This is a genomic window from Achromobacter sp. NCFB-sbj8-Ac1-l (genome assembly GCF_052695805.1).
This window is the reverse complement of sequence record NZ_CP199812.1, coordinates 3880065-3898578: the sequence shown is the minus strand read 5'-3', so window position 1 is coordinate 3898578 and position 18514 is coordinate 3880065. Positions and strand designations below refer to the sequence as shown.

Sequence of the window (18514 nt, the reverse complement as noted above, 5' to 3'; positions counted from 1 at the left end):
TGCGGGGGTCTTCCTTTCTGGTGAGCGTTGCGCGCGGCACGGCCGCGGCGCGACAAGGCGCTCATTGTCGAAGCGCGCTTTTAAAAATTCTTTAAATCCGGGGCGGCACAATGCCGCACCATGGATAGTCAGGGAGTGTTCGTGCAAGTCTTGCTGGTGGAAGACGACGCCATGCTGGGGGATGCCTTGCGCACCAGCCTGGCGGGGTCGGGCATGCAGGTCGATTGGGTCCGCGACGTGCCGGCCGCGCGCCTGGCGTTGGTCGAACATGGCTACGGCGCGGTGCTGCTGGACCTGGGCTTGCCCGGGGGCAGCGGCCTGGCGGTGCTGAAACACCTGCGGTCGCGCTACGACGCCACGCCGGTGCTGATCATCACCGCGCGCGACCGCCTGACCGAACGGGTGCAGGGCCTGGATGCCGGGGCGGACGACTACATCGTCAAGCCGTTCCAGCTCGATGAGCTGCTGGCGCGGTTGCGCGCCGTGGTGCGGCGCAGCCGCAATTCGGTGGTGTCCGTCCTGCGTTGCCGCGATGTGCTGCTGGACCCGGCCCGGCGCGTGGTCACCAAGGCGGGCGCCGAAGTGGTGCTGAGCGCCAGCGAGTACCGCACGCTCTTGGCGCTGATGGAACGGGCCGGCCAGACCGTCAGCCGCGAACAGCTGGAATCCGCGGTGTACGGCGGCAGCGGCACCATCGAAAGCAACACCGTGGCGGTCTACATCCACCAGCTGCGGCGCAAGCTGGGCGACGACCTGGTGGCGACCGTGCACGGCCTGGGTTACCGCATCGCCACGGCGGACGCGCCATGAAAACCCTGCGCCGACGTCTGACCGTCACGTTGCTGCTGACGTTGCTGGTGGCATGGGCGGGCGTGTTCTGGTGCCAGCAGCACGCCATGAACGAGGCGCGCACCGGGATCCGTGACCAGGCGCTGGCTGACGCCGCCACCAAGGCCATCCTGACGCTGCGGCGCAGTCTGCTCGACGAAGATTCCAACGAACGTTTCGAACTGCCGCCCTCGCAGCAGTATCGCGGCGACCGCACCACGTTCCAGGTCTGGTCTCTGCCGGACCGCCGGCTGGTGCTGCGCTCGCCTGAGGCGCCGGTCCAGCCATTGAGCCCGCGCTTTGAAGACGGCTTTCACGACAGCGATATTGGCGGCGAGGTCTGGCGCGTCTACGCGTTGAGCGACGCTTTCGACCAGGTGCAGGTGCAGGTCGCCCGCGCCGAAAGCGGCCTGCGGGCCGAAGCCCTGGCGTCCTTCAAACGCAGCCTGGTGATCGTGTCGGCGCTGTTCCTGATGCTGGCCGCCGCCACCTGGATGGGGGTGCGGCAGGCGTTCCGCCTGGTCGACCGTGCCGGCGAGGCCATCCAGCGCCGCGCACCGTTCGACCTGGCGCCGCTGCCGCTGGACGGCCTGCCCGGCGAATTGCATCCCTATGTGCAGTCCATCAATGCCTTGCTGCTGCGGTTGCAGGCCGCCATGGACCATGAACGGCGCTTCCTGGCCGACGCGGCGCATGAGTTGCGCACGCCGCTGGCGGCGCTCAGCGCACAGACCGAACTGCTGCTGCAAGGCATTGCCGGCACGCCGGCGGCCGAGGCAGGCACCAAGCTGCGCGCGGTCGCGCAGCGCACCGCGCGCCTGGCCGAGCAGCTGCTGGACCAGGCCCGCATGGACGCCGTCAGCGAAAAGGGCTCCGACCCGGAAACCGTGGCGCTGGATCAATTGGTGGTGCTGCTGGTGCGTGATGGCGAAGCGGCCGCGGCGCGCAAGCGCCAGCGCATCCAGCTGGACGTGCAGGCCTGCGAGGTGCGCGGGCGCATGGACACCCTGGGCGTGCTGGTGCGCAACCTGTTCGACAATGCCTTGCGCTATACGCCGGATGATGGCCAGATCGCGGTCGCTTGCGGACCGGCGCAAGACGGCGGGGCCTGGCTGCGCGTGGCCGACGATGGCCCGGGCATCGCGCCGCCCGAACGCGTGCGGGTGTTTGATCGTTTCTACCGCGGCGCGGGCGTGGGCGCCGGGGCGGGCGGCAGCGGCATCGGCTTGTCGCTGGTGGCGCAGATTGCCGCGCGGCACGGCGCCACCGTGGCATTCGCGCCGGGGCTGAACGGCCGTGGCGTGGGGCTGGTCGTGACGTTTCCCGGCTTGCTGCCGGCGGCCACCGCACTCGGATGAGCGCGGCCGCCGCCGTGGGCGCCGTTTATTGATCCAGCTGGATCTTGGCGTCGGCCGCCACGTTCTTCCACTTCTTCACGTCGCTGGCGATCACGTTCTTGAACGCCTCCGACGTGCCGGCCACCACCGTGCCGCCCAGGCTGGCCATCTTGGCCTTGACCTCGGGATTGTTCAGCGCCTTGACCGACGCGTCGTGCAGCTTCTGCGTCACGTCCGCGGGCAGGCCCTTGGGCGCCAACAGGCCGTTCCAGGCATTGGCTTCATAGCGCGGCAGGCCGGCTTCCTTGAAGGTCGGCGTGTCGGGCAGTTCCGGCGAACGCGTCTCGGCGGCGATGGCGATGGGGCGAATCTGCCCGCCCTTGATGTACGGCAGCGAGGCCGGCACGGGTTCCCAGATCATCGAGACCTGGCCGCTGATCACGTCGGTGAACGCCGGGCCCGCGCCGCGGTAGGCGATGTGCATGAGCTTGGCGCCCGTCATCGACTTCATCAGTTCCATGGCCAGGTTGCCCAGGCCGCCCGCGCCGGACGAGGCGTAGGTGTACTTGTCCGGGTTGGCCTTGGCGGTGGCGATCAGCGCGTTCAGGTCGGCGGCCGGAAAGTCCTTGGTCACGCTCAGCACGCCCGGCACGGTGACCAGCTGCGTGATGGCGGTGAAGTCCTCTACCGCGTCGTAGGTCAGGTTCTTGTACACGGCGGGGTTGGTGCCGTGGGTGCTGGACGAGGCCAGCAGCAGGATGTAGCCATCGGGCGCGGCATCGGCCACGAAGCGCGTGCCGATCGAGCCGCCTGCGCCGGCCTTGTTCTCGACCACCACGGTGGCGCCCAGTTCGGTGCCCAGCTGCGCGGCGAACACGCGACCGATGATGTCGGCGGTGCCGCCGGGGGCGAACGGCACGATCAGGCGCACGGGCTTGTTGGGATAGTCGGCCTGCTGGGCCGAGACCGCGCCGGGCAGCAGCGAAGCGCCGGTCAAGAGCGCCACGGCCAGGGTGGTTTTCGTCAATGTCATGGGGTGTCTCCAGGCGAAGGTTAGTCGAGGCCGTTGAGCCAGTCGACGATCAGTTCGGCGATGCGGTCGCTGTTGCGGTCCAGCATGCAGAAATGCGAATTGCCGGCGATGCCGGCGGCGGGCAGGTCCAGCACGTCGGCCCGCTTGCCCGCGCGGTGCAGCGCGTGCCAGTAGGCGTCCGTCTGGGCGCGGTAGCGCTGCCAGGTGTCGTGGGCGGCGAAGTGGTCGCCCCAGACCAGCAGTTGCGGGGGCAGGGGGCCGTCGACCGTGGCGGGCGTGCCGGTGGGTTCCACCGCCACCACCGCGCGGATCGGGCCGGGGCATTCGCGCGCCAGTTGCGTGGCGTAGCCGCCGCCCTGGCTGTGGCCGATGACGATGCAGGGGCCGGCCAGGTCCAGCAGCAGGCGATAGGCGTCCAGCGCCATCGCGTCATGGTTCAGCCAGCGCGGCACGAACTGCTTGGCGAAGGTATCGAAGGCGTCTTCGGGAAACTGCTGCCCGGGATGGGCGCGGCGCGGCTGGCCGGCCGGCGCGTAGCCGCCGGCCGGGCCGATGCGGAACAGCTGCCAGGCTTCTTCCTTGGACCGGAAGATCGGTGCGGTCTCGTAGACCTGTGGCGTCATGGCCCACGACGCACGGCCGCGTTCGGGCGCATCGGCCACGAACACGTCGTAGCCCGATTGCAGCAGGCGCCATAGCCAGCCCTGGCGGCCGTCGGGCGTGCTTTCCCATTGGGCGCCGGTCATGCCGCCGCCGTGCCACAGCAGCACGGGGCAGGGGTGGCGTGGCTGCGCCAGCCGATATTCCTGCACGTAGAGCTGGCCGGCGCTGTAGCTGCCGTTCATGTCCAGGGCCCGCGCCGAGGCATTGCCCACGACTTTCTTTTCCACGACCGGCAGTCCGCTCGCCACGACGTCGCGCCCGCCCAGGAAGTGGCTGCGCAGGGTTTTCAGCAGAATGGGGGCGTCGGGCATCGGCATCTCCGGAAGGACGCCGTAATACTAGTTGTAACTAAAGCCGGCTTTGTGCAAAATGTGCAGGCGCTGTGCCGGATCGGCACAGCGCCATGACAAGCAGTCGGAGACAAGATGGACATCAAGTGGCTGGAAGACTTCGTGGCGCTGTCCAAGTCGCGCAACCTGTACCAGGCGGCCGAGGCCCGCAACGTCACGCACCCGGCGTTCGGGCGTCGCATCAAGGCGCTGGAAGATTGGGCCGGCGTGCCGCTGGTGGAACGCGGCCACCAGGTGTCCACCCTGAACCCGGCCGGCCGCAGCATGCTGGCGGCGGCCATCGACGTGCTGGACATCCTGCGTGAAACCCGGCTGAGCCTGCAAAAGCCGGAACTGGCGCGCAGCCGCAAGCTCTCGATCGCCTCGGGCAAAACGCTGGCGCATTCGGTGCTGCCCGGGTTGATGGCCAGCGTGCAGCAAGGCCTGCCGCCGTTCCAGCTGAAGGTCATCACCACCACGCTGAACTACGGCGTGGACATGCTGGCCGAGGGCGAGGTCGATTTCCTGCTGTGCCATGCGCACGAACCGCTCTATGCCCAGATCGACAACCCCAATTACCGCTGCCGCCGGGTGGGCGCCGACAAGCTGGTGGCGGTGAGCGCGCCGCTGGCGGCGGGCAGCAGGCACCCGCGCCATGCCGTGCCCAAGCTGGCCTGCGACCCGGCCGTGCCGTTCCTGGCCTACGCCGACAGCATGTCGCTGGGCCGCATCCTGCACGACCGGCTGCGGGGACTGTGCGTCACCGCGCAGTTGCAGACGATGTATGAATCGGATCTGGCCGATGCCCTGCACGCCATGGCCCGCCAGGGGTTCGGCCTGGCCTGGCTGCCGCACACGCTGGTCGAGGCCGACCTGCGCGCAGGCAACCTCGTGCGCGCCGACAGTGCGCGCAACGATATCCATATGGAGATCCGGCTGTACCAGTCGGTGGACAACGCCAAACCGCTGGCGCGCCAGGTGTGGGGCCGGATCGAGGCCTACGCGGCGCGCTAAAATAGTCCGATTCCCTCCTGACATCCCACCACAGGATTCCGCGCCATGAACGCACGTATCCCCGACGACGCCCTTCCTCCTACCCTCGATCCGAAGGCTCTGCAGGCTTTTGTGGACGACAAGTGGGACAACGAGATCATTCCCGCGCTGACCGACTACATCGCCATCCCGGCCAAGAGCCCGGCGTTCGACGCCGACTGGGAAAAGAACGCGTTCATCGAGCGCGTGGTGCGCGACGCGGCGCAGTGGGTAGAAGCCCAGAAGGTCTCGGGCCTGACACTGGAAGTGGTGCGCCTGCCGGGCCGCACGCCCGTCATCTTCTTTGACGCGCCGGCCACCCGCAGCGACAACGGCGACACGGTGCTGCTGTACGGCCACCTGGACAAGCAGCCGGAATTCTCGGGCTGGCGCGCCGGCCTGGGCCCCTGGACCCCCAAATACGAAGACGGCAAGCTGTATGGCCGCGGCGGCGCCGACGACGGCTACGCCGTGTACGCCTCGCTGACCGCCATCATGGCGCTGGACAAGCAGGGCATTCCGCGCCCGCGCTGCGTCGGCATCGTCGAAACCTGTGAAGAATCCGGCAGCTACGACCTGCTGCCCTATGTGGACGCGCTGCGCGATCGCCTGGGCAACGTGGCGCTGGTGGTGTGCCTGGACTCGGGCGCCGGCAACTACGACCAGTTGTGGATGACCACGTCGCTGCGCGGCATGGTGTCGGGCACGCTGGAAGTGCAGGTGCTGGACGAAGGCGTACACTCGGGCGATTCCAGCGGCGTGGTGCCGTCGTCGTTCCGCATCCTGCGCCATCTGCTGGACCGCCTGGAAGACAGCGCCACCGGCCGCCTGCTGCCGCAAAGCCTGCATTGTGAAATCCCGGCCGAGCGCATTGAACAGGTCGCCGCCACCGCCCGCATCCTGGGCGACGAAGTGTGGCGCCGTTTCCCCTGGAGCTGCGGCGCCGAAGGCGGTTTCGTGCTGCCCATGACCACCGAACCCGAACAGGCCCTGCTGAATCGCACCTGGCGTCCGACGCTGTCGGTGACCGGCGCCGAAGGCCTGCCGCCGCTGTCCAGCGCCGGCAACGTGCTGCGCCCGCGCACTGCGTTCAAGCTGTCGCTGCGCCTGCCGCCGCTGGTCGACGCCGTGGCCGCCTCGCAGGAAATCAAGGAACTGCTCGAAGCCGACGCGCCCTACAACGCCAAGGTGATCTTCAAGGCCAACGAAGGCGCCGCCACCGGCTGGAACGCGCCCGCGTCCGTGCCGTGGCTGACCAGCGCGCTGGATGCCGCTTCGCAGCAGTACTACGGTTCGCCCTGCGGCTACATCGGCCAGGGCGGCACGATCCCGCTGATGAGCATCCTGCAGAAGGGCTTCCCCAAGGCGCAGTTCATGGTGTGCGGCGTGCTGGGCCCGAAGTCCAACGCCCACGGCCCGAACGAATTCCTGCACGTGCCCTATGGCAAGAAGCTCACGGCCGCGGTCGCCCAGACCATGGCGGCCATGCCGACTGCGTAAAGGGCGGGGCGGTAAACGCAACGCGGACCCGTACATGGGTCCGCGTTTTCATTGGTAGCTGCACTGATGGCGCAGCCTGAGGCGCTAAGCCGCTGCCCGTGTGGCCGAGCGAGAAAACACCACACTGAGCGATGTGTTCGAGGTGGCGCGCAACGTGACATCGCTGCGCGGCCGGGCCAACAGGGCTGAACCCCGTGCCATGACCCAAAGCCAACCGATGACCGGAATCATGGGCAGTACCGTTTCGGTGAACGAGGCCGGGCGGTTGATCGGGGTGAGTTCGACTGTGCTGGACAGGCCGTCGCGCGCCAGCAACGACTGGATGCGTTGGGTGGCGTCGTTCAGCGTGTCGATGTTCTCGAGAAAGAAACTCTGTCGCTGGCCCAGCACCGAGACCAGTTCATCGTCGTGCATGCGGTTCAGGAAATACGTGCGCGCTACAGACATCAAGACCTCCGCGATTGGGGTTCCGTCACTCTACACCAGGCGTGTCGGCCCCGCTGACCGGTCGCCTATACTCCCTTTTTTCTAGGACTTACCGTCATGATTTCCACCTCCGACGCCTACGCCAACGTGGTCGCAGAAACCCGCCACTGGCTGACCCAGGCCGTGATCGGCCTGAACCTCTGTCCGTTCGCCAAGGCGGTTCAGGTCAAGGACCAGATCCGCTTTGCCGTCAGCGACGCGACCGACGCCGAAGGCGTGTTGACCGACCTGCAGGACGAACTGGCCCTGTTGGCAGAGACCGATCCGGAAAAGATCGACACGACGCTGCTGATCATTCCGGACGCGCTGGACGACTTCCTGGATTTCAACGACTTCGAAGAGCTGTCCGACCGCCTGCTCAAGCGCATGCGCCTGGTGGGTGAATTGCAGGTTGCCACCTTCCATCCGCAGTTCCAGTTTGCCGATACGCAGCCGGACGACATCGAGAACTACACCAACCGTTCGCCGTACCCGATCCTGCACCTGCTGCGCGAAGACAGCATCGACCGCGCGGTGGAATCCTTCCCGGATGCCGCCGAGATCTACGAAAAGAACATCGAGACGATGAACCGCCTGGGGCTGGACGGCTGGAAACGCTTGATGACCAAGGCGTGATGCGTACCGGGATATCCCTAGATAGCCCCGGCGCCATATTGCATACAAGATACCGTCATTGAGACCCCCGCCGTTTGGCGGGCGGCCTGTGCCTCCTTCCCCCTTATCGTTGATCGCAGGGCTTGCCACGGCCGGATGCCGCGCGCCTGCCGTGCACGCCTGTCCGGAGAGCCTTATGCCGTTCACCCGCCGCCACGCCCTGGGCGCGCTTGCCGCGCTGCCGTTGATGCCTCGCCCCGCCCGGGCACAGGCTGACTTTCCCACCCGCCCCGTGCGGCTGCTGGTCGGCTTCGCGCCGGGTGGCCTGACCGATATTGCCGCGCGTGCGCTGGCCGAGCGCATGAGCAAGATACTGAAGGGCAACGTGGTGGTGGAAAACCGCCCGGGCGGCCAGGCCATCATCGCCACCGTGGCGGTGGCGCGGGCCGAACCCGATGGCTACACGCTGGGTTTTGCCGGCACCAATGGCATGATCCTGAATCCCTTGCTGTACAACAACCTGCCGTACCAGGTGTCCGACTTCAAGCAATTGGGGTCGATGGGCAAGTCGCCCATGCTGCTGATCGTGCATCCGGCCCTGGGCGTGAAGAACGTGCAGGAATTCATCGCGCTGGCCAAGAAAAAGCCGGGCGACCTGACCTGCGCCCACGCCGGTCGCGGCGTCATCAACCACCTGGCGCTGCTGCACTTCCAGTCCAAGACCGGCACGCAGTTCCAGGACGTGCCCTACAAGGGTAGCGGCCCGGCGCTGCTGGACCTGATGGCGGGCACGGTGCAGTGCACCTTCGATTTCCCGACCTCGGCGCTGCCCAATATCCAGTCCGGCAAGCTGCAGGTGCTGGCGGTGACGGCGGACAAGCGGCTGTCCAGCCTGCCCGACGTGCCCACCATGAAAGAGGCGGGCGTGGACGGCATGGAACTCTATACCCGCATGATGATCTCGGGCCCGGCCGCGATGCCGGGCAGCGTGGTCCGCACGCTGGAAAACGCCGTGCGTGAAGGCACGCGCGACCCCGGCCTGGTGCAGCAGTTTGCCGCGCAGGGCGTGACGGTGGAATTCACCTCGTCGGCCGACCTGGACCGCGTCATTGCCGAAGAATCCGCGTTGTGGGCCGGGGTGATCCGCGCCAACAACGTGCCCAAGACCGACCTGAAAGGTTGAGAACCGCCATGACCGAGCAGCCCCGCATCACCGTCAGCCCGGAATTCGCGCTGATCGACGTTGCCCGCGAGATCCGCCTCGACGGTTTCGCGCCCTATGCCTTCGTGACCGTCACGGCGCGCATGCGCATGTGCGGCGCGCCGTGGCAGTCACAGGCCGTGTTCCTGGCCGGCCACGACGGCAGCCTGGACCTGGCGCGTGACTGCCCGGTGTCCGGCAGCTATGCCGAGCCGTCGGCGATGGGCATCGTCTGGTCGATGGTGTGCACCGAGATGGATCGCGTGGTGTTTCCGCCCGATCGCACCGAGCCGCTGACCATCGAACTGCATGCCACGGACGGGCAGCGCAGCGCCAGTGCGCAACTGGTGCAGGATTTCGTGGACGACGGCGTGACGCACCGATCGGTGCGCGAACAGGTGGGCGGCATGACCGTATCCGGCGAACTCTACACGCCCGCCGGCCCCGGCCCGCATCCGCTGGTGATCTACATGAACGGCTCGTCCGGCGGCGTCAATGCGCCGCGCGCCGCGCTGTTCGCCGCCCGCGGCTACCAGTGCCTGGCGCTGGGCATCTTCAATTACGAAGGCCGGCCCAAGTACCTGAACGACATGCCGCTGGAATACTTCGAGCACACGCTGCGCTGGGCGCGCGACACGCTGCAGCCGCGCGATGGCTTCGTGGCGCTGTCGGGCATCAGCCGGGGCGGCGAGACCTCGCTGCTGGTGGCCGCGCATTATCCCGAGCGGGTCAGCGCGGTGGTGGCCTACGTACCGTCGCCGGTCACGCACGGCGTGGTCAGCGCGGGCGAGCCGGGCACCGGGCGCAATGCCCAGGTCTGGCTCAAGGGCGGCGAACCCTTGCCGCATCTGTGGCAGGACAACGCCAGCGCCGATTGGGACGCGGCCTACGCGTCCGATCCGCCCTACCGGCAGACCCACGCCTTTCTCAGCGCCAGCCGCGACGCGGCGGCGTTCGAGCGGGCCCGCATCCCGGTCGAGAACTATCCCGGCCCGGTCATGCTGGTCAGCGCGTCCGACGATGGCTTCTGGCCGAGCACGGCGTACTCCGAGATCGTGATGCGCCAGCGCCAGGCGCACGGCCTGCCCACGTTCCACCATGTCTGCATGGGGGCGGGGCACCACGTGCACTATCCCTATCTGCCCGCCACGCTGATCAGCAAGCCGCACGCCATGTCCGGCCTGCTGCTGGATGCGGGCGGCACGCCGGCCGCCAATGCGGCGGGCAACGAGGGGTCTTACCTGGCCGTGCTGGATTTCCTGGGGCGGGCGTCCGGGGGCGCCCGTTCGTAGGACGTTTCAAGGCCGGGCACGGGCGGGCGCGCAGCCCGTGTGGCCGGGGCAATCAGGGGGCGTCCGTGAATAGCCGCTCGCTGATGAAATCCACGAACACCCGCACCTTGGGCGACAGGTTGCGGTTGGACGGCCATAGCGCCTGGAAGCGGCCTTCGCCTTGCACGTGGTCGGCCAGCACGACCTGCAAGCGTCCGCTTGCCACCGCATCGTGCACCAGAAAGTCCGGCATGCAGCCGATGCCGAAGCCGCTGACGGTGGCGCCCAGCAGCGCTTCCATGTTGTTGCAGGTGAACGCCGTGGCGATGCGCGGCGGCGCTTCGCCTGCGGACAACGTCAGCGGCCATTCCTGCAGCGTGCCCGCGTTGGGGTAGCGAAAGCGCACGGCGCGATGCCGCTCCAGGTCGCGTGGCCGTGCAGGCACGCCATGCCGCGCCAGGTAGGCCGGCGCCGCGCATAGCTGCAACCGGTACTTGCCCAGCGGCCGCGCCGCCAGGCGCGAGTCGGGCAGGTCGCCGCTGCGGATCGCCACGTCGACGCGCTCGCCGATCAGGTCGACGATGCGGTCGTTGAAATCCATGTCCAGCTCGATGCCCGGATAGCGCGCCGCAAAGGCCGGCAGCACGGGCAAGAGAAAGTGATAGCTGACCAGCGGCGCGCTCACGTGCAGCCGCCCACGCGGCACCTCCAGGGTCTGCGACAGCATGGCGTGGGCATCGTCCAGGTCTTCCAGGATGCGCTTGCAGCGCTCGTAGAACAGCCGGCCTTCGTCGGTGAGCTGCATGCGGCGGGTGCTGCGCTGGAACAGGCGCACGTGCAGGTCCTTTTCCAGCTTGGCCACGGCCTTGCCGACGGCGGACGGCGACAGGTCCAGGTCGCGGGCGGCGGCGGCAAAACCACCCAGCTCGGCGCTGCGGACAAACGGCATCAAGCCGCTCAAGCGGTCCATGGGGGCTCCATTGCGGAAATTAATTCTCTTGTGTGTGGATTTTTACCCTATTTATCCGGAAGTCGTGCGCAAGTATCTTCAATGCCGTTGCGTCTACCTCTGGTTTCTTCATGTCCCCATCCCCTGTTGCGCCGCTTGCTGCGGCCCGCAAGACCCTGATCCTGATCGCCGTGTGCCTGGCCTGCGCGGCCATGCCGCTCAGCTTTACCGGCCCGGCGATCGCGCTGCCGTCCATCGCCCAGGCGCTGGGCGGCGAACCGGTGGCGCTGAACTGGGTCACCAATGCCTTCATGCTGGCGTTCGGCAGCGCCTTGCTGGTGGCGGGCGCCCTGGCCGACCGCTATGGCCGCCGCCGCGTGTTCCTGGCCGGTACGGCCGTGTTCATCGCGGCATCGCTCGGCCTCGTCCAGGCGCCCGGCATCGTCAGCTTTGACCTGTTGCGTGCGGTGCAAGGCCTGGGCGGCGCGGCGATCTTCTCGGGCGGCGCCGCGGCCCTGGCGCAGGAATTCGACGGCCTGCCGCGCATGCGGGCGTTCAGCCTGCTGGGGGCGAGCTTCGGCGCGGGCCTGTCTTTCGGGCCGATCTCGTCGGCCTTGCTGATCGAACGCTACGGCTGGCGCAGCATCTTCTTGCTGGTGATCGGCCTGGCGGGGGTGGCGTTGGTGCTGGGTGCGCGCAGCTTGCGCGAATCGCGCGACCCTGACGCGGGCCGGCTGGACTGGCCCGGCGCAGCCGCCTTCACCGCGGCCCTGGCGCTGCTGACGTGGGGCATCATGCGGGTGCCCCAAGAAGGTTGGGGCGATCCGCTGACGCTTTCGATGCTGGCGGGCGCGTTGCTGCTGTTCGTGGCTTTCACGCGGATCGAACTGCGCACGGCGCGACCGATGCTGGACCTGACGCTGTTTCGCTACCCGCGCTTTGTCGGCGTGCAGTGGCTGGCGGCCGCGCCGGCCTATGCCTTCGTGGTGCTGCTGATCCTGCTGCCGGTGCGTTTCATCGCCGTGGACGGCCTGGGCGAAATCGCCGCGGGCCGCCTGATGATCGCGCTGTCGGCGCCGTTGCTGGTGCTGCCCGTGGCGGCCGGCCTGATGACGCGCTGGCTGGCACCCGCCGTCATCTGCGGCGCCGGCCTGCTGGTGTCCGCGGGCGGCCTGGCGTGGCTGGCCGTGGCGATGACGGCCGGTGAACCCCAGGCCTTCATCGGCCCTATGCTGATGATCGGCGTGGGCATCAGCCTGCCCTGGGGGTTGATGGACGGCCTGGCGGTCAGTGTCGTGCCCAAGGAACGCGCGGGCATGGCGACGGGCATTTTCAGCACCACGCGAGTGGCGGGCGAGGGCGTGGCCCTGGCCATCGTCAGCGGCGTGCTGGCGAGGCTGACGGCGCGGCACATCGGCGCGGCCGTTCCGGGCGGCGCGGCGCACGCCGCCGAGGCCGCCCAGCGGCTGGTGGCGGGCGATTTTGCCGCCGCCGCGCAGTGGCTGCCCGTGGCCGGGCGCGCGGCATTGGTGCTGGCCTCGGGGCAGGCATTCGCCAGCCTGCTGTGGGGGCTGGCGGCCGTGACCGTGCTGACCGCGCTGATCGTGTTCCTGTGCCTGGGGCGAACGGAACCGAAGCGCGCCGCGCGTCAGCCCAGCCGCATCGACACTTCCACATCGCCGCTGAACGGCGTCGATAGATAACCCGATGCCGGCGACCGCACGCGGGCCAGGTATTCGGGGCAGTAGTCGGCGTTGTCGGCCACGATCATTGCCCCCGGGCGCAGGCGGCTTTCCAGCAGCGCCAGGATGTCGGAATACAGCGCCTTGGCGCCGTCCAATAGCACCAGGTCGATCGACGCAGGCAGGTCGGCGGCCAACGTTTGCAGCGCGTCGCCCTGGCGAAATTCGACCAGATCGGCCAGACCGCCCGCCGTCAGGTTCTCGCGGGCACGCACCACCTTGGACGGCTCGAACTCGCTGGTGATCAGGCGGCCGCCGCCGTTGTCGCGCAGCGCAGCCGCCAGGTGCAGCGTCGAGATGCCGAACGAGGTGCCGAATTCCACGATGTAGCGTGCGTTGCCGCTGCGCGCCAGCATGTAGAGCAGCGTGCCGGTTTCTGGCGAGACGGCCAGCGGCAGGTCTTTCATGCGGCCGTAGAAATCGAGGTAGTCAGTCTTGCTGCGCATCAGCCGGGTCTGTTCGGCATCCGACATCGTGGCCAGGGCCGGGTCGGCGGTCGACCACGACGCGTCGGCCTGCGTGAACAGCAGGTCCAGGAGCGGGGCGACGGGGGAGGAAGTCAGGGTGTTGGTCATGCGAAGGTTCCGATATCAAGTGAGCGGTTGCGGCAGCATCAAAGGGCCTGTCGGATCGGTCCGTTGAAGCGCCGCCAGTACCGGTTTAGAATACGACGAATTCGTCGCATTTCTCTATTCGCATTTCCGGATACCCCATGCCCACCCGCCGCAGCGCCCGGCTTTCAGAGCGAAAACAGCCCCAGCAGACCCGTTCGGCAGAACTGGTCGCCGCCATCCTGCAAGCCGGGGCTCAGGTTCTGGCCAAGGAAGGCGCACAGCGCTTCACCACGGCGCGCGTCGCGGAAAAGGCCGGTGTCAGCATCGGGTCGCTCTACCAGTACTTCCCCAACAAGGCCGCCATCCTGTACCGCTTGCAGATGGAAGAATGGGCGCAGACGTCAGGCCTGCTGCGCGGCATTCTGGAAGACGCCAGCCTGCCGCCGCCCGAGCGCCTGCGCACGCTGGTGCGCACGTTCCTGCATTCCGAATGCGAAGAGGCCGTGATGCGCGTGGCGCTCAACGACGCCGCGCCGCTGTACCGCGATGCGCCCGAGGCCAAGGCCACCAAGGAAGAGGGCGCCCGCATCGTCCAGGCCTTTCTGCGCGAAGCGCTGCCGCAGGCATCCGAGGCCACCCGCGCGCTGGCCGGCGACCTGATCACCACCACCTTCAGCTCGGTCGGCAAGCAATTCTCGGAAAGCCCGCGCACCGCCCAGGAAATCGACGCGTATGCCGGGGCGCTGGGCGACATGCTGTGTGCCTATCTGGACAGCCTGGGGGCGATGCGAGAGTAAGATTGCCGGTCCTTTTCGGCACATTGTCGGCCCCGTCCGGCAGCAGCGAGGTTTCGCCATGCATGCTTCCCCCGTCGCGCTGGTCACCGGATCCACGTCCGGCATCGGCGCCGCCATCGCCCGGCGCTTGTCGCGCGAGGGCTATTCCATCGTCTTGCATTCGCGCCGTTCGGCCGATGCCGGCCACGCGTTGGCTGCCGAACTGGGTTCGGCCGTCTACGTGCAGGCGGACCTGGCCGTGGATGCCGACCGGGTCCGGCTGGTGCGCGAGGCCGTGGCCGCCTGGGGGCGGTTGGACGTGCTGGTCAACAACGCCGGCATCAGCCGCGTCATTCCTCATGGCGACCTGGCCGCCGCCACGCCGCAGGTCTGGCACGCGATGCACGAGGTGAACGTGGTGGCGCCCTTTCGCCTGGTGGCCGAGGCGCAGGCGGCGCTGCTGGCCTCGGCGGCGGGCGGCAAGCCGGCGTGTGTCGTCAATGTCAGTTCACACGCCGGGGTGCGGCCCAAGGGCGCGTCCATTCCGTACGCCGCCGCCAAGGCCGCGCTGAACCACGTGACCCGGCTGCTGGCCGTGTCGCTGGCGCCGGCCATCCGCGTCAATGCGGTGGCGCCCGGCCTGGTGGATACGCCGATGACGCAGGACTGGACTGCGGCCCAGCAGCTCTGGAAGGAACGTGCGCCGATGCGCCGCGCCGCCAGCCCCGACGACATTGCGCAGGCCGTGGCGTTGCTGGTGCAGTCCGATTACCTGACGGGGGAAATCCTGCTGTCGGATGGGGGCTTGAACCTGACCTGACGGGCCTGGGCCGGCCGCGCCATCGCCCGCGCAATCATGGGGGGATGCCGGGCACGCCCAGCCGGATGTTGCGCGAGTACCGCGCCGGGTCGGTGGTGGCGCGGGCACGCTCGGTGTAGCGGCCGGCTTGTCGATAGGCCGCCGCACTGTCCGCGCCTTCCAGCGCACCCAGCCGGTACAGGTACTCGGGCAGATAGCCCGAGAGCAGCAGCCGGTAGTCCAGCGGCAGGCCCGGCACGATCTTGTCGGCCAGCTGGTAGATGATGGTGATGCAGTTGGCCGTCAGCGTGTTGTAGAAGCGGGGGCAGCGCGCCAACTGGCTGGCCGTGTCCACATACGACAGCAGCAGCTTGCGGGCCGCGCCTTCCGGCATGTGCACCCGATACAGGTAGCCGTCTTCGCCGCGGACATTGGTGCGTACGCGCAGGCTGTCTTCTTCGGCCGACGCCAGCACCGACAGTTCGTATCGGCGAAAGAACCCGCCGATTTCCGAGAACTTGTCGTGCAGCTTGCGGCGGATTTCGACCGAAAACACCACCTGCTGCCCATCGGTGAAGCCGAACGACACCAGCGCATGCGCGACGGCCGGCCGGCCCCAGTACGACAAGGCCAGGTCCACCGAGGCCAGGCGCGACAGGTCGTAGGTGCGCGTTTCCCAGCGCTCGTCGTAATCGGTGGCGCTGCGCCAGTTGAAGTTGCGCACGTTGTGCAGGGTCAGTGTATCGCCTTGCAGCGACCCGTGCGTGATGCGGGCGACTTCCGGAATCCACTCGCGGTCGTTGGACGGCCGCACCCCCCAGCGCCACCAGGCCAGCAACGCCAGCAGCAGCGCGCCGAAAGCCCAGGCCGGCAGCGTGTGGCCGGTGGCCAGCCCGATCAGCGCAACCGCCGCCAGCGCCAGCCAGACGATGGGCAGCAGGGGGCGCCCGCGCCCGCCCGCCAACGGCTGGAACCACAACGCCAGCGCGCCCCAGAGCGCGCCCGCCATGATGACCAGGCCCACGGCGACAGCCGCCATCACGGTTGCGCCTGCGCGTTGCGGGCGCCTGCCTCGCGGTCCTGGCGGCGCCAGCCGGCACGCAGCGCCGCGATCTGGCGAATGGCCGCCTGCGACATCTTCCACCAGCCGAACGGCCGGGGATCGGCCAGCATGCTCAGCGCGCGGGCGTAGTCCAGCGTCAGGCCCGGGGTCCAAGCCATGGTCAGGGCGCGCTTGCGGATCTGCGCGGCCACCCAGAGTTCGGGCGTGAGCAACAGGCGCAGCAGCACGCCCCAGCCCGCCTTCGGGCCGTGCAGGCGGCCCACCACGCCATCCAGCGCCGCTTCCAGCGCCGCCGACACCGAGCTGGAACAGTTGCGGTGCGTCAGGTTGTAGATCTCGGTCTGGCGGTATACGTCCCAGAACGCCTGCAGCTTGGCCGCGTCGTAGTTGCGGATGCGCACCTGCATGGTCGACGGGCACCAGGCGCGGGACTCGGTGGCGTAATCGGGCTGGTACACGCCGGGTACGTTGTTGTCGGCGGTGGCGCGCAGCAGCGTGCCGAATTGTTCCGGCGAATGGTCGATTTCCTGGGCGGGGTACAGGCTGATGTACACGCCTTCGGGCGATTCCAGCGCGGCGTGGCCGGTGGACACGACGCCGTTGATGTCGACCGCGGCGATGTAGCGGTCCAGCACCGGGTAGTTGCGCGTGGCCGTCTTGGCCGAGCCCGACGGCGTCCAGACATGCACCGTCAAGGCCCGTTCGCTGGCCAGCGGCGGCCCGTCGAACACGGTCTGGGCGGGGCCATCGACACGGGTGGGCATGAAGTCGGGACGCGGGTTGTCGGCCAGCGCGGGATTGGAATCCAGGCTGCGCACCCGGCGCGCCAGCCACACCAGCTTCATGCCCGAAAACGCCAGGAACAGGCCCAGGCAGTACGGCACCGTGCCGACGTAATGGGTGGGGTAGGGCTGGAAGAAGAAGATCGCCAGCAGGACTTCGACCACGCCGGACGCAAACACGTAGCGCCAGCGCGGATAGCGCACCACGTAGGCGGCGATGCACTGCAGCAGCCCGTCCGCCAGGAACAGCAGGCCGAAGATCATCGACAGCAGGAAGTGGCCATGATGGTGGCCGGCCAGGATCATGATGCCGGCCGCCAGCACGAACACGCCCTTGGCGTAGCGCAGCACCCGCTGGCCGCCCACGCCGGATGTGGCGATGGCCAGCGTCGCCAGCCCTTCGATGACGAACAGCACGGCAAACAGGTACAGGGGAAAATACAGCGCTCCATCCAGTGCGTCGATGAAGATGATGACGCCGGCCGCCAGCACCAGCCAGCCGACGATGGCGAGTGCGCGGGCGCGCTTGTGCAGGTAATCGACGCCGAGCAGCAGCAAGACCAGGTGGCTCATGTTCCTAGTGCTCCGTAGAGAGGGGCCGGTATTGCGATTGGGGTAGAGCAGGTGGCGCTGGGCGGACGATGTCGCGGCGCCGCTGCCAGGGCGGTACTAAAGTATCACGGGTGTCCCGCCGTGCGGGCACAGGGCCGGCCTCGCAAAGACACCGGCGTCGGGCGATGCCGGGCCGCCTACCGGTGGGCCACGGCCTGCAGCCAATGGCTGGCCAGGTCCAGCACGATGCGTTCCTGTTCGCGATGCGGCACGTGGCCGCAGTTTTCCAGCAACGCCTGCTTGCCGCCGGTCAGGCCCGCGATGCGCTCGGGATGCGCCGCGGAGCCGTATTCGTCCAGCTCGCCGTGCAGCGCCAGGACGGGGCAGCGCACGTGCCGCAGCGTGTCGTTCAAATTCCAGTCGGCGAAGTCGGGCGACAGCCACGTGTCGACCCAGGCGGCCAGCACCCAGGCGGCCTTGTCGCCGTGGTATTTCTTCAGCCGGTCCAGTTGGCCGGGGTCGGCGAAATTGCGTTGCGCCGCGCGAATGCCATCCAGCGTGCGGTCTTCGGCGAACGCCTGGGCCGATTCGGTGATGAGCGCCACGCAGTCGTCGGGGTAGGCGGCCGCGGCGCAGATCGCCATGCCGCCGCCCACGCTGTGGCCCAGGCCGATGTAGCGGCCGATGGCCAGCGCCTGGCGCAGGTCATGAAAGCCCTCGCGCGCCTCGGCTTCGACGAAGCCCGTGGCAAGCGTGGCGGGGTTGGGGTCCGACTGGCCAAAGCCCAGTCGGTCGTAGGCGATGACGCTGCGGCCGGTGGCCGCAGCCAGGTGCTCGGGAAAATCTCGCCACAGGTCCACGCAGCCCAGCGAGTCGTGAAACAGCACGACGGGCGCCGCAGCGCCATCCGCTGCCGCAGTCGCGGCCTGGCCCGCCGGTTCCCAGCGGCGCGCGAAAAGGCGGCCTTGCCGGGTGGGCACGTGGATATCCTGGCGGGTAATCGGAAGCATGTCGGGGTCCTGG

18 protein-coding genes are annotated in these 18514 nt (G+C 68.4%); 10 read left to right on the top strand and 8 right to left on the bottom strand.

What is annotated here, in order from left to right; genetic code table 11:
- Positions 1-141 precede the first annotated feature (141 nt).
- Both ACUDP5_RS17800 and ACUDP5_RS17795 read left to right on the top strand, forming a co-directional pair.
- A complete protein-coding gene (locus tag ACUDP5_RS17800; RefSeq protein WP_445659185.1) occupies positions 142-810 on the top strand; it encodes a response regulator transcription factor in 669 nt (222 codons plus the stop codon).
- Positions 807-2186 carry an ATP-binding protein gene (locus ACUDP5_RS17795; protein WP_445656761.1) on the top strand — a complete coding sequence of 460 codons (1380 nt, stop codon included), beginning with the start codon at positions 807-809 and terminating at the stop codon, positions 2184-2186. Before ACUDP5_RS17800 ends, ACUDP5_RS17795 begins: the two co-directional genes overlap by 4 nt.
- A gap of 25 nt (positions 2187-2211) precedes the next feature.
- Here the strand turns inward: ACUDP5_RS17795 and ACUDP5_RS17790 are convergent, their stop codons facing one another.
- Together ACUDP5_RS17790 and ACUDP5_RS17785 are read right to left on the bottom strand one after the other, a co-directional pair.
- The gene (locus ACUDP5_RS17790) at positions 2212-3198 is read right to left on the bottom strand and encodes a Bug family tripartite tricarboxylate transporter substrate binding protein (protein ID WP_263914135.1); all 987 of its coding nucleotides are present in this window, start codon (positions 3196-3198) and stop codon (positions 2212-2214) included.
- Between the two features lie 20 nt (positions 3199-3218).
- Complete coding sequence (locus tag ACUDP5_RS17785) at positions 3219-4172, bottom strand: alpha/beta fold hydrolase (protein WP_445656760.1); 954 nt, start codon at positions 4170-4172, stop codon at positions 3219-3221.
- A 114-nt stretch (positions 4173-4286) separates the two neighbouring features.
- Between ACUDP5_RS17785 and ACUDP5_RS17780 the strand changes: the two genes are divergently transcribed.
- Positions 4287-5204, top strand: coding sequence for a LysR family transcriptional regulator (locus ACUDP5_RS17780; RefSeq protein WP_263914133.1), 918 nt, complete (start codon positions 4287-4289; stop codon positions 5202-5204).
- A 45-nt stretch (positions 5205-5249) separates the two neighbouring features.
- Positions 5250-6722: a M20 family metallopeptidase gene (locus ACUDP5_RS17775; protein WP_263914132.1), complete on the top strand. Its 1473-nt coding sequence runs from the start codon at positions 5250-5252 to the stop codon at positions 6720-6722.
- Between the two features lie 84 nt (positions 6723-6806).
- Here ACUDP5_RS17775 and ACUDP5_RS17770 read toward each other — a convergent pair whose 3' ends face one another.
- Positions 6807-7169: a hypothetical protein gene (locus tag ACUDP5_RS17770; RefSeq protein ID WP_445656759.1), complete on the bottom strand. Its 363-nt coding sequence runs from the start codon at positions 7167-7169 to the stop codon at positions 6807-6809.
- A gap of 96 nt (positions 7170-7265) precedes the next feature.
- On the opposite strand from ACUDP5_RS17770, the gene ACUDP5_RS17765 reads away from it, so the two are divergent.
- The 3 genes from ACUDP5_RS17765 to ACUDP5_RS17755 all read left to right on the top strand — a co-directional run bounded on the left by ACUDP5_RS17765 (position 7266) and on the right by ACUDP5_RS17755 (position 10295).
- Complete coding sequence (locus ACUDP5_RS17765) at positions 7266-7823, top strand: DUF1415 domain-containing protein (protein WP_263914130.1); 558 nt, start codon at positions 7266-7268, stop codon at positions 7821-7823.
- Positions 7824-7998: 175 nt separating this feature from the next.
- Positions 7999-8985, top strand: a complete 987-nt coding sequence (locus tag ACUDP5_RS17760; RefSeq protein ID WP_263914129.1) for a Bug family tripartite tricarboxylate transporter substrate binding protein — start codon at positions 7999-8001, stop codon at positions 8983-8985.
- A gap of 8 nt (positions 8986-8993) precedes the next feature.
- The gene (locus ACUDP5_RS17755; RefSeq protein ID WP_263914128.1) at positions 8994-10295 is read left to right on the top strand and encodes an alpha/beta fold hydrolase; all 1302 of its coding nucleotides are present in this window, start codon (positions 8994-8996) and stop codon (positions 10293-10295) included.
- A 52-nt stretch (positions 10296-10347) separates the two neighbouring features.
- Here ACUDP5_RS17755 and ACUDP5_RS17750 read toward each other — a convergent pair whose 3' ends face one another.
- The gene (locus tag ACUDP5_RS17750) at positions 10348-11244 is read right to left on the bottom strand and encodes a LysR family transcriptional regulator (RefSeq protein ID WP_445656758.1); all 897 of its coding nucleotides are present in this window, start codon (positions 11242-11244) and stop codon (positions 10348-10350) included.
- A 110-nt stretch (positions 11245-11354) separates the two neighbouring features.
- Between ACUDP5_RS17750 and ACUDP5_RS17745 the strand changes: the two genes are divergently transcribed.
- On the top strand, positions 11355-12926 hold the full coding sequence (locus ACUDP5_RS17745) for an MFS transporter (RefSeq protein WP_445656757.1): 1572 nt from the start codon (positions 11355-11357) through the stop codon (positions 12924-12926).
- Here ACUDP5_RS17745 and ACUDP5_RS17740 read toward each other — a convergent pair.
- A complete protein-coding gene (locus ACUDP5_RS17740; RefSeq protein ID WP_175192101.1) occupies positions 12872-13540 on the bottom strand; it encodes an O-methyltransferase in 669 nt (222 codons plus the stop codon). The two genes, ACUDP5_RS17745 and ACUDP5_RS17740, sit on opposite strands and share 55 nt — an antisense overlap.
- A 137-nt stretch (positions 13541-13677) precedes the next feature.
- Here ACUDP5_RS17740 and ACUDP5_RS17735 point away from each other — a divergent pair, with 137 nt between their 5' ends.
- Together ACUDP5_RS17735 and ACUDP5_RS17730 are read left to right on the top strand one after the other, a co-directional pair.
- The gene (locus tag ACUDP5_RS17735) at positions 13678-14316 is read left to right on the top strand and encodes a TetR family transcriptional regulator (RefSeq protein ID WP_445656756.1); all 639 of its coding nucleotides are present in this window, start codon (positions 13678-13680) and stop codon (positions 14314-14316) included.
- Between the two features lie 58 nt (positions 14317-14374).
- The gene (locus tag ACUDP5_RS17730; RefSeq protein ID WP_445656755.1) at positions 14375-15115 is read left to right on the top strand and encodes an SDR family NAD(P)-dependent oxidoreductase; all 741 of its coding nucleotides are present in this window, start codon (positions 14375-14377) and stop codon (positions 15113-15115) included.
- A 34-nt stretch (positions 15116-15149) separates the two neighbouring features.
- On the opposite strand, the gene ACUDP5_RS17725 is transcribed toward ACUDP5_RS17730, so the two are convergent.
- From ACUDP5_RS17725 to ACUDP5_RS17715, 3 genes are all read right to left on the bottom strand, one after another.
- A complete protein-coding gene (locus tag ACUDP5_RS17725) occupies positions 15150-16136 on the bottom strand; it encodes an Lnb N-terminal periplasmic domain-containing protein (protein WP_445656754.1) in 987 nt (328 codons plus the stop codon).
- Complete coding sequence (locus ACUDP5_RS17720; RefSeq protein WP_263914121.1) at positions 16133-17512, bottom strand: DUF308 domain-containing protein; 1380 nt, start codon at positions 17510-17512, stop codon at positions 16133-16135. The genes ACUDP5_RS17725 and ACUDP5_RS17720 overlap by 4 nt, the downstream gene beginning before the upstream one ends.
- Positions 17513-17688: 176 nt before the next feature.
- Complete coding sequence (locus ACUDP5_RS17715; protein WP_263914120.1) at positions 17689-18501, bottom strand: alpha/beta fold hydrolase; 813 nt, start codon at positions 18499-18501, stop codon at positions 17689-17691.
- Between the last annotated feature and the right edge of the window lie 13 nt (positions 18502-18514).

Excerpts from the sequence above, each read along its gene's own strand:
- ACUDP5_RS17735 (WP_445656756.1), top strand. The coding sequence starts at position 13,678 with ATGCCCACCCGCCGCAGCGCCCGGCTTTCAGAGCGAAAACAGCCCCAG.
- ACUDP5_RS17780 (WP_263914133.1), top strand. The coding sequence starts at position 4,287 with ATGGACATCAAGTGGCTGGAAGACTTCGTGGCGCTGTCCAAGTCGCGC.
- ACUDP5_RS17750 (WP_445656758.1), bottom strand. The coding sequence starts at position 11,244 with ATGGACCGCTTGAGCGGCTTGATGCCGTTTGTCCGCAGCGCCGAGCTG.
- ACUDP5_RS17720 (WP_263914121.1), bottom strand. The coding sequence starts at position 17,512 with ATGAGCCACCTGGTCTTGCTGCTGCTCGGCGTCGATTACCTGCACAAG.
- ACUDP5_RS17760 (WP_263914129.1), top strand. The coding sequence starts at position 7,999 with ATGCCGTTCACCCGCCGCCACGCCCTGGGCGCGCTTGCCGCGCTGCCG.
- ACUDP5_RS17775 (WP_263914132.1), top strand. The coding sequence starts at position 5,250 with ATGAACGCACGTATCCCCGACGACGCCCTTCCTCCTACCCTCGATCCG.
- ACUDP5_RS17730 (WP_445656755.1), top strand. The coding sequence starts at position 14,375 with ATGCATGCTTCCCCCGTCGCGCTGGTCACCGGATCCACGTCCGGCATC.
- ACUDP5_RS17715 (WP_263914120.1), bottom strand. The coding sequence starts at position 18,501 with ATGCTTCCGATTACCCGCCAGGATATCCACGTGCCCACCCGGCAAGGC.
- ACUDP5_RS17740 (WP_175192101.1), bottom strand. The coding sequence starts at position 13,540 with ATGACCAACACCCTGACTTCCTCCCCCGTCGCCCCGCTCCTGGACCTG.
- ACUDP5_RS17795 (WP_445656761.1), top strand. The coding sequence starts at position 807 with ATGAAAACCCTGCGCCGACGTCTGACCGTCACGTTGCTGCTGACGTTG.
- ACUDP5_RS17745 (WP_445656757.1), top strand. The coding sequence starts at position 11,355 with ATGTCCCCATCCCCTGTTGCGCCGCTTGCTGCGGCCCGCAAGACCCTG.
- ACUDP5_RS17755 (WP_263914128.1), top strand. The coding sequence starts at position 8,994 with ATGACCGAGCAGCCCCGCATCACCGTCAGCCCGGAATTCGCGCTGATC.
- ACUDP5_RS17770 (WP_445656759.1), bottom strand. The coding sequence starts at position 7,169 with ATGTCTGTAGCGCGCACGTATTTCCTGAACCGCATGCACGACGATGAA.
- ACUDP5_RS17790 (WP_263914135.1), bottom strand. The coding sequence starts at position 3,198 with ATGACATTGACGAAAACCACCCTGGCCGTGGCGCTCTTGACCGGCGCT.
- ACUDP5_RS17765 (WP_263914130.1), top strand. The coding sequence starts at position 7,266 with ATGATTTCCACCTCCGACGCCTACGCCAACGTGGTCGCAGAAACCCGC.
- ACUDP5_RS17785 (WP_445656760.1), bottom strand. The coding sequence starts at position 4,172 with ATGCCCGACGCCCCCATTCTGCTGAAAACCCTGCGCAGCCACTTCCTG.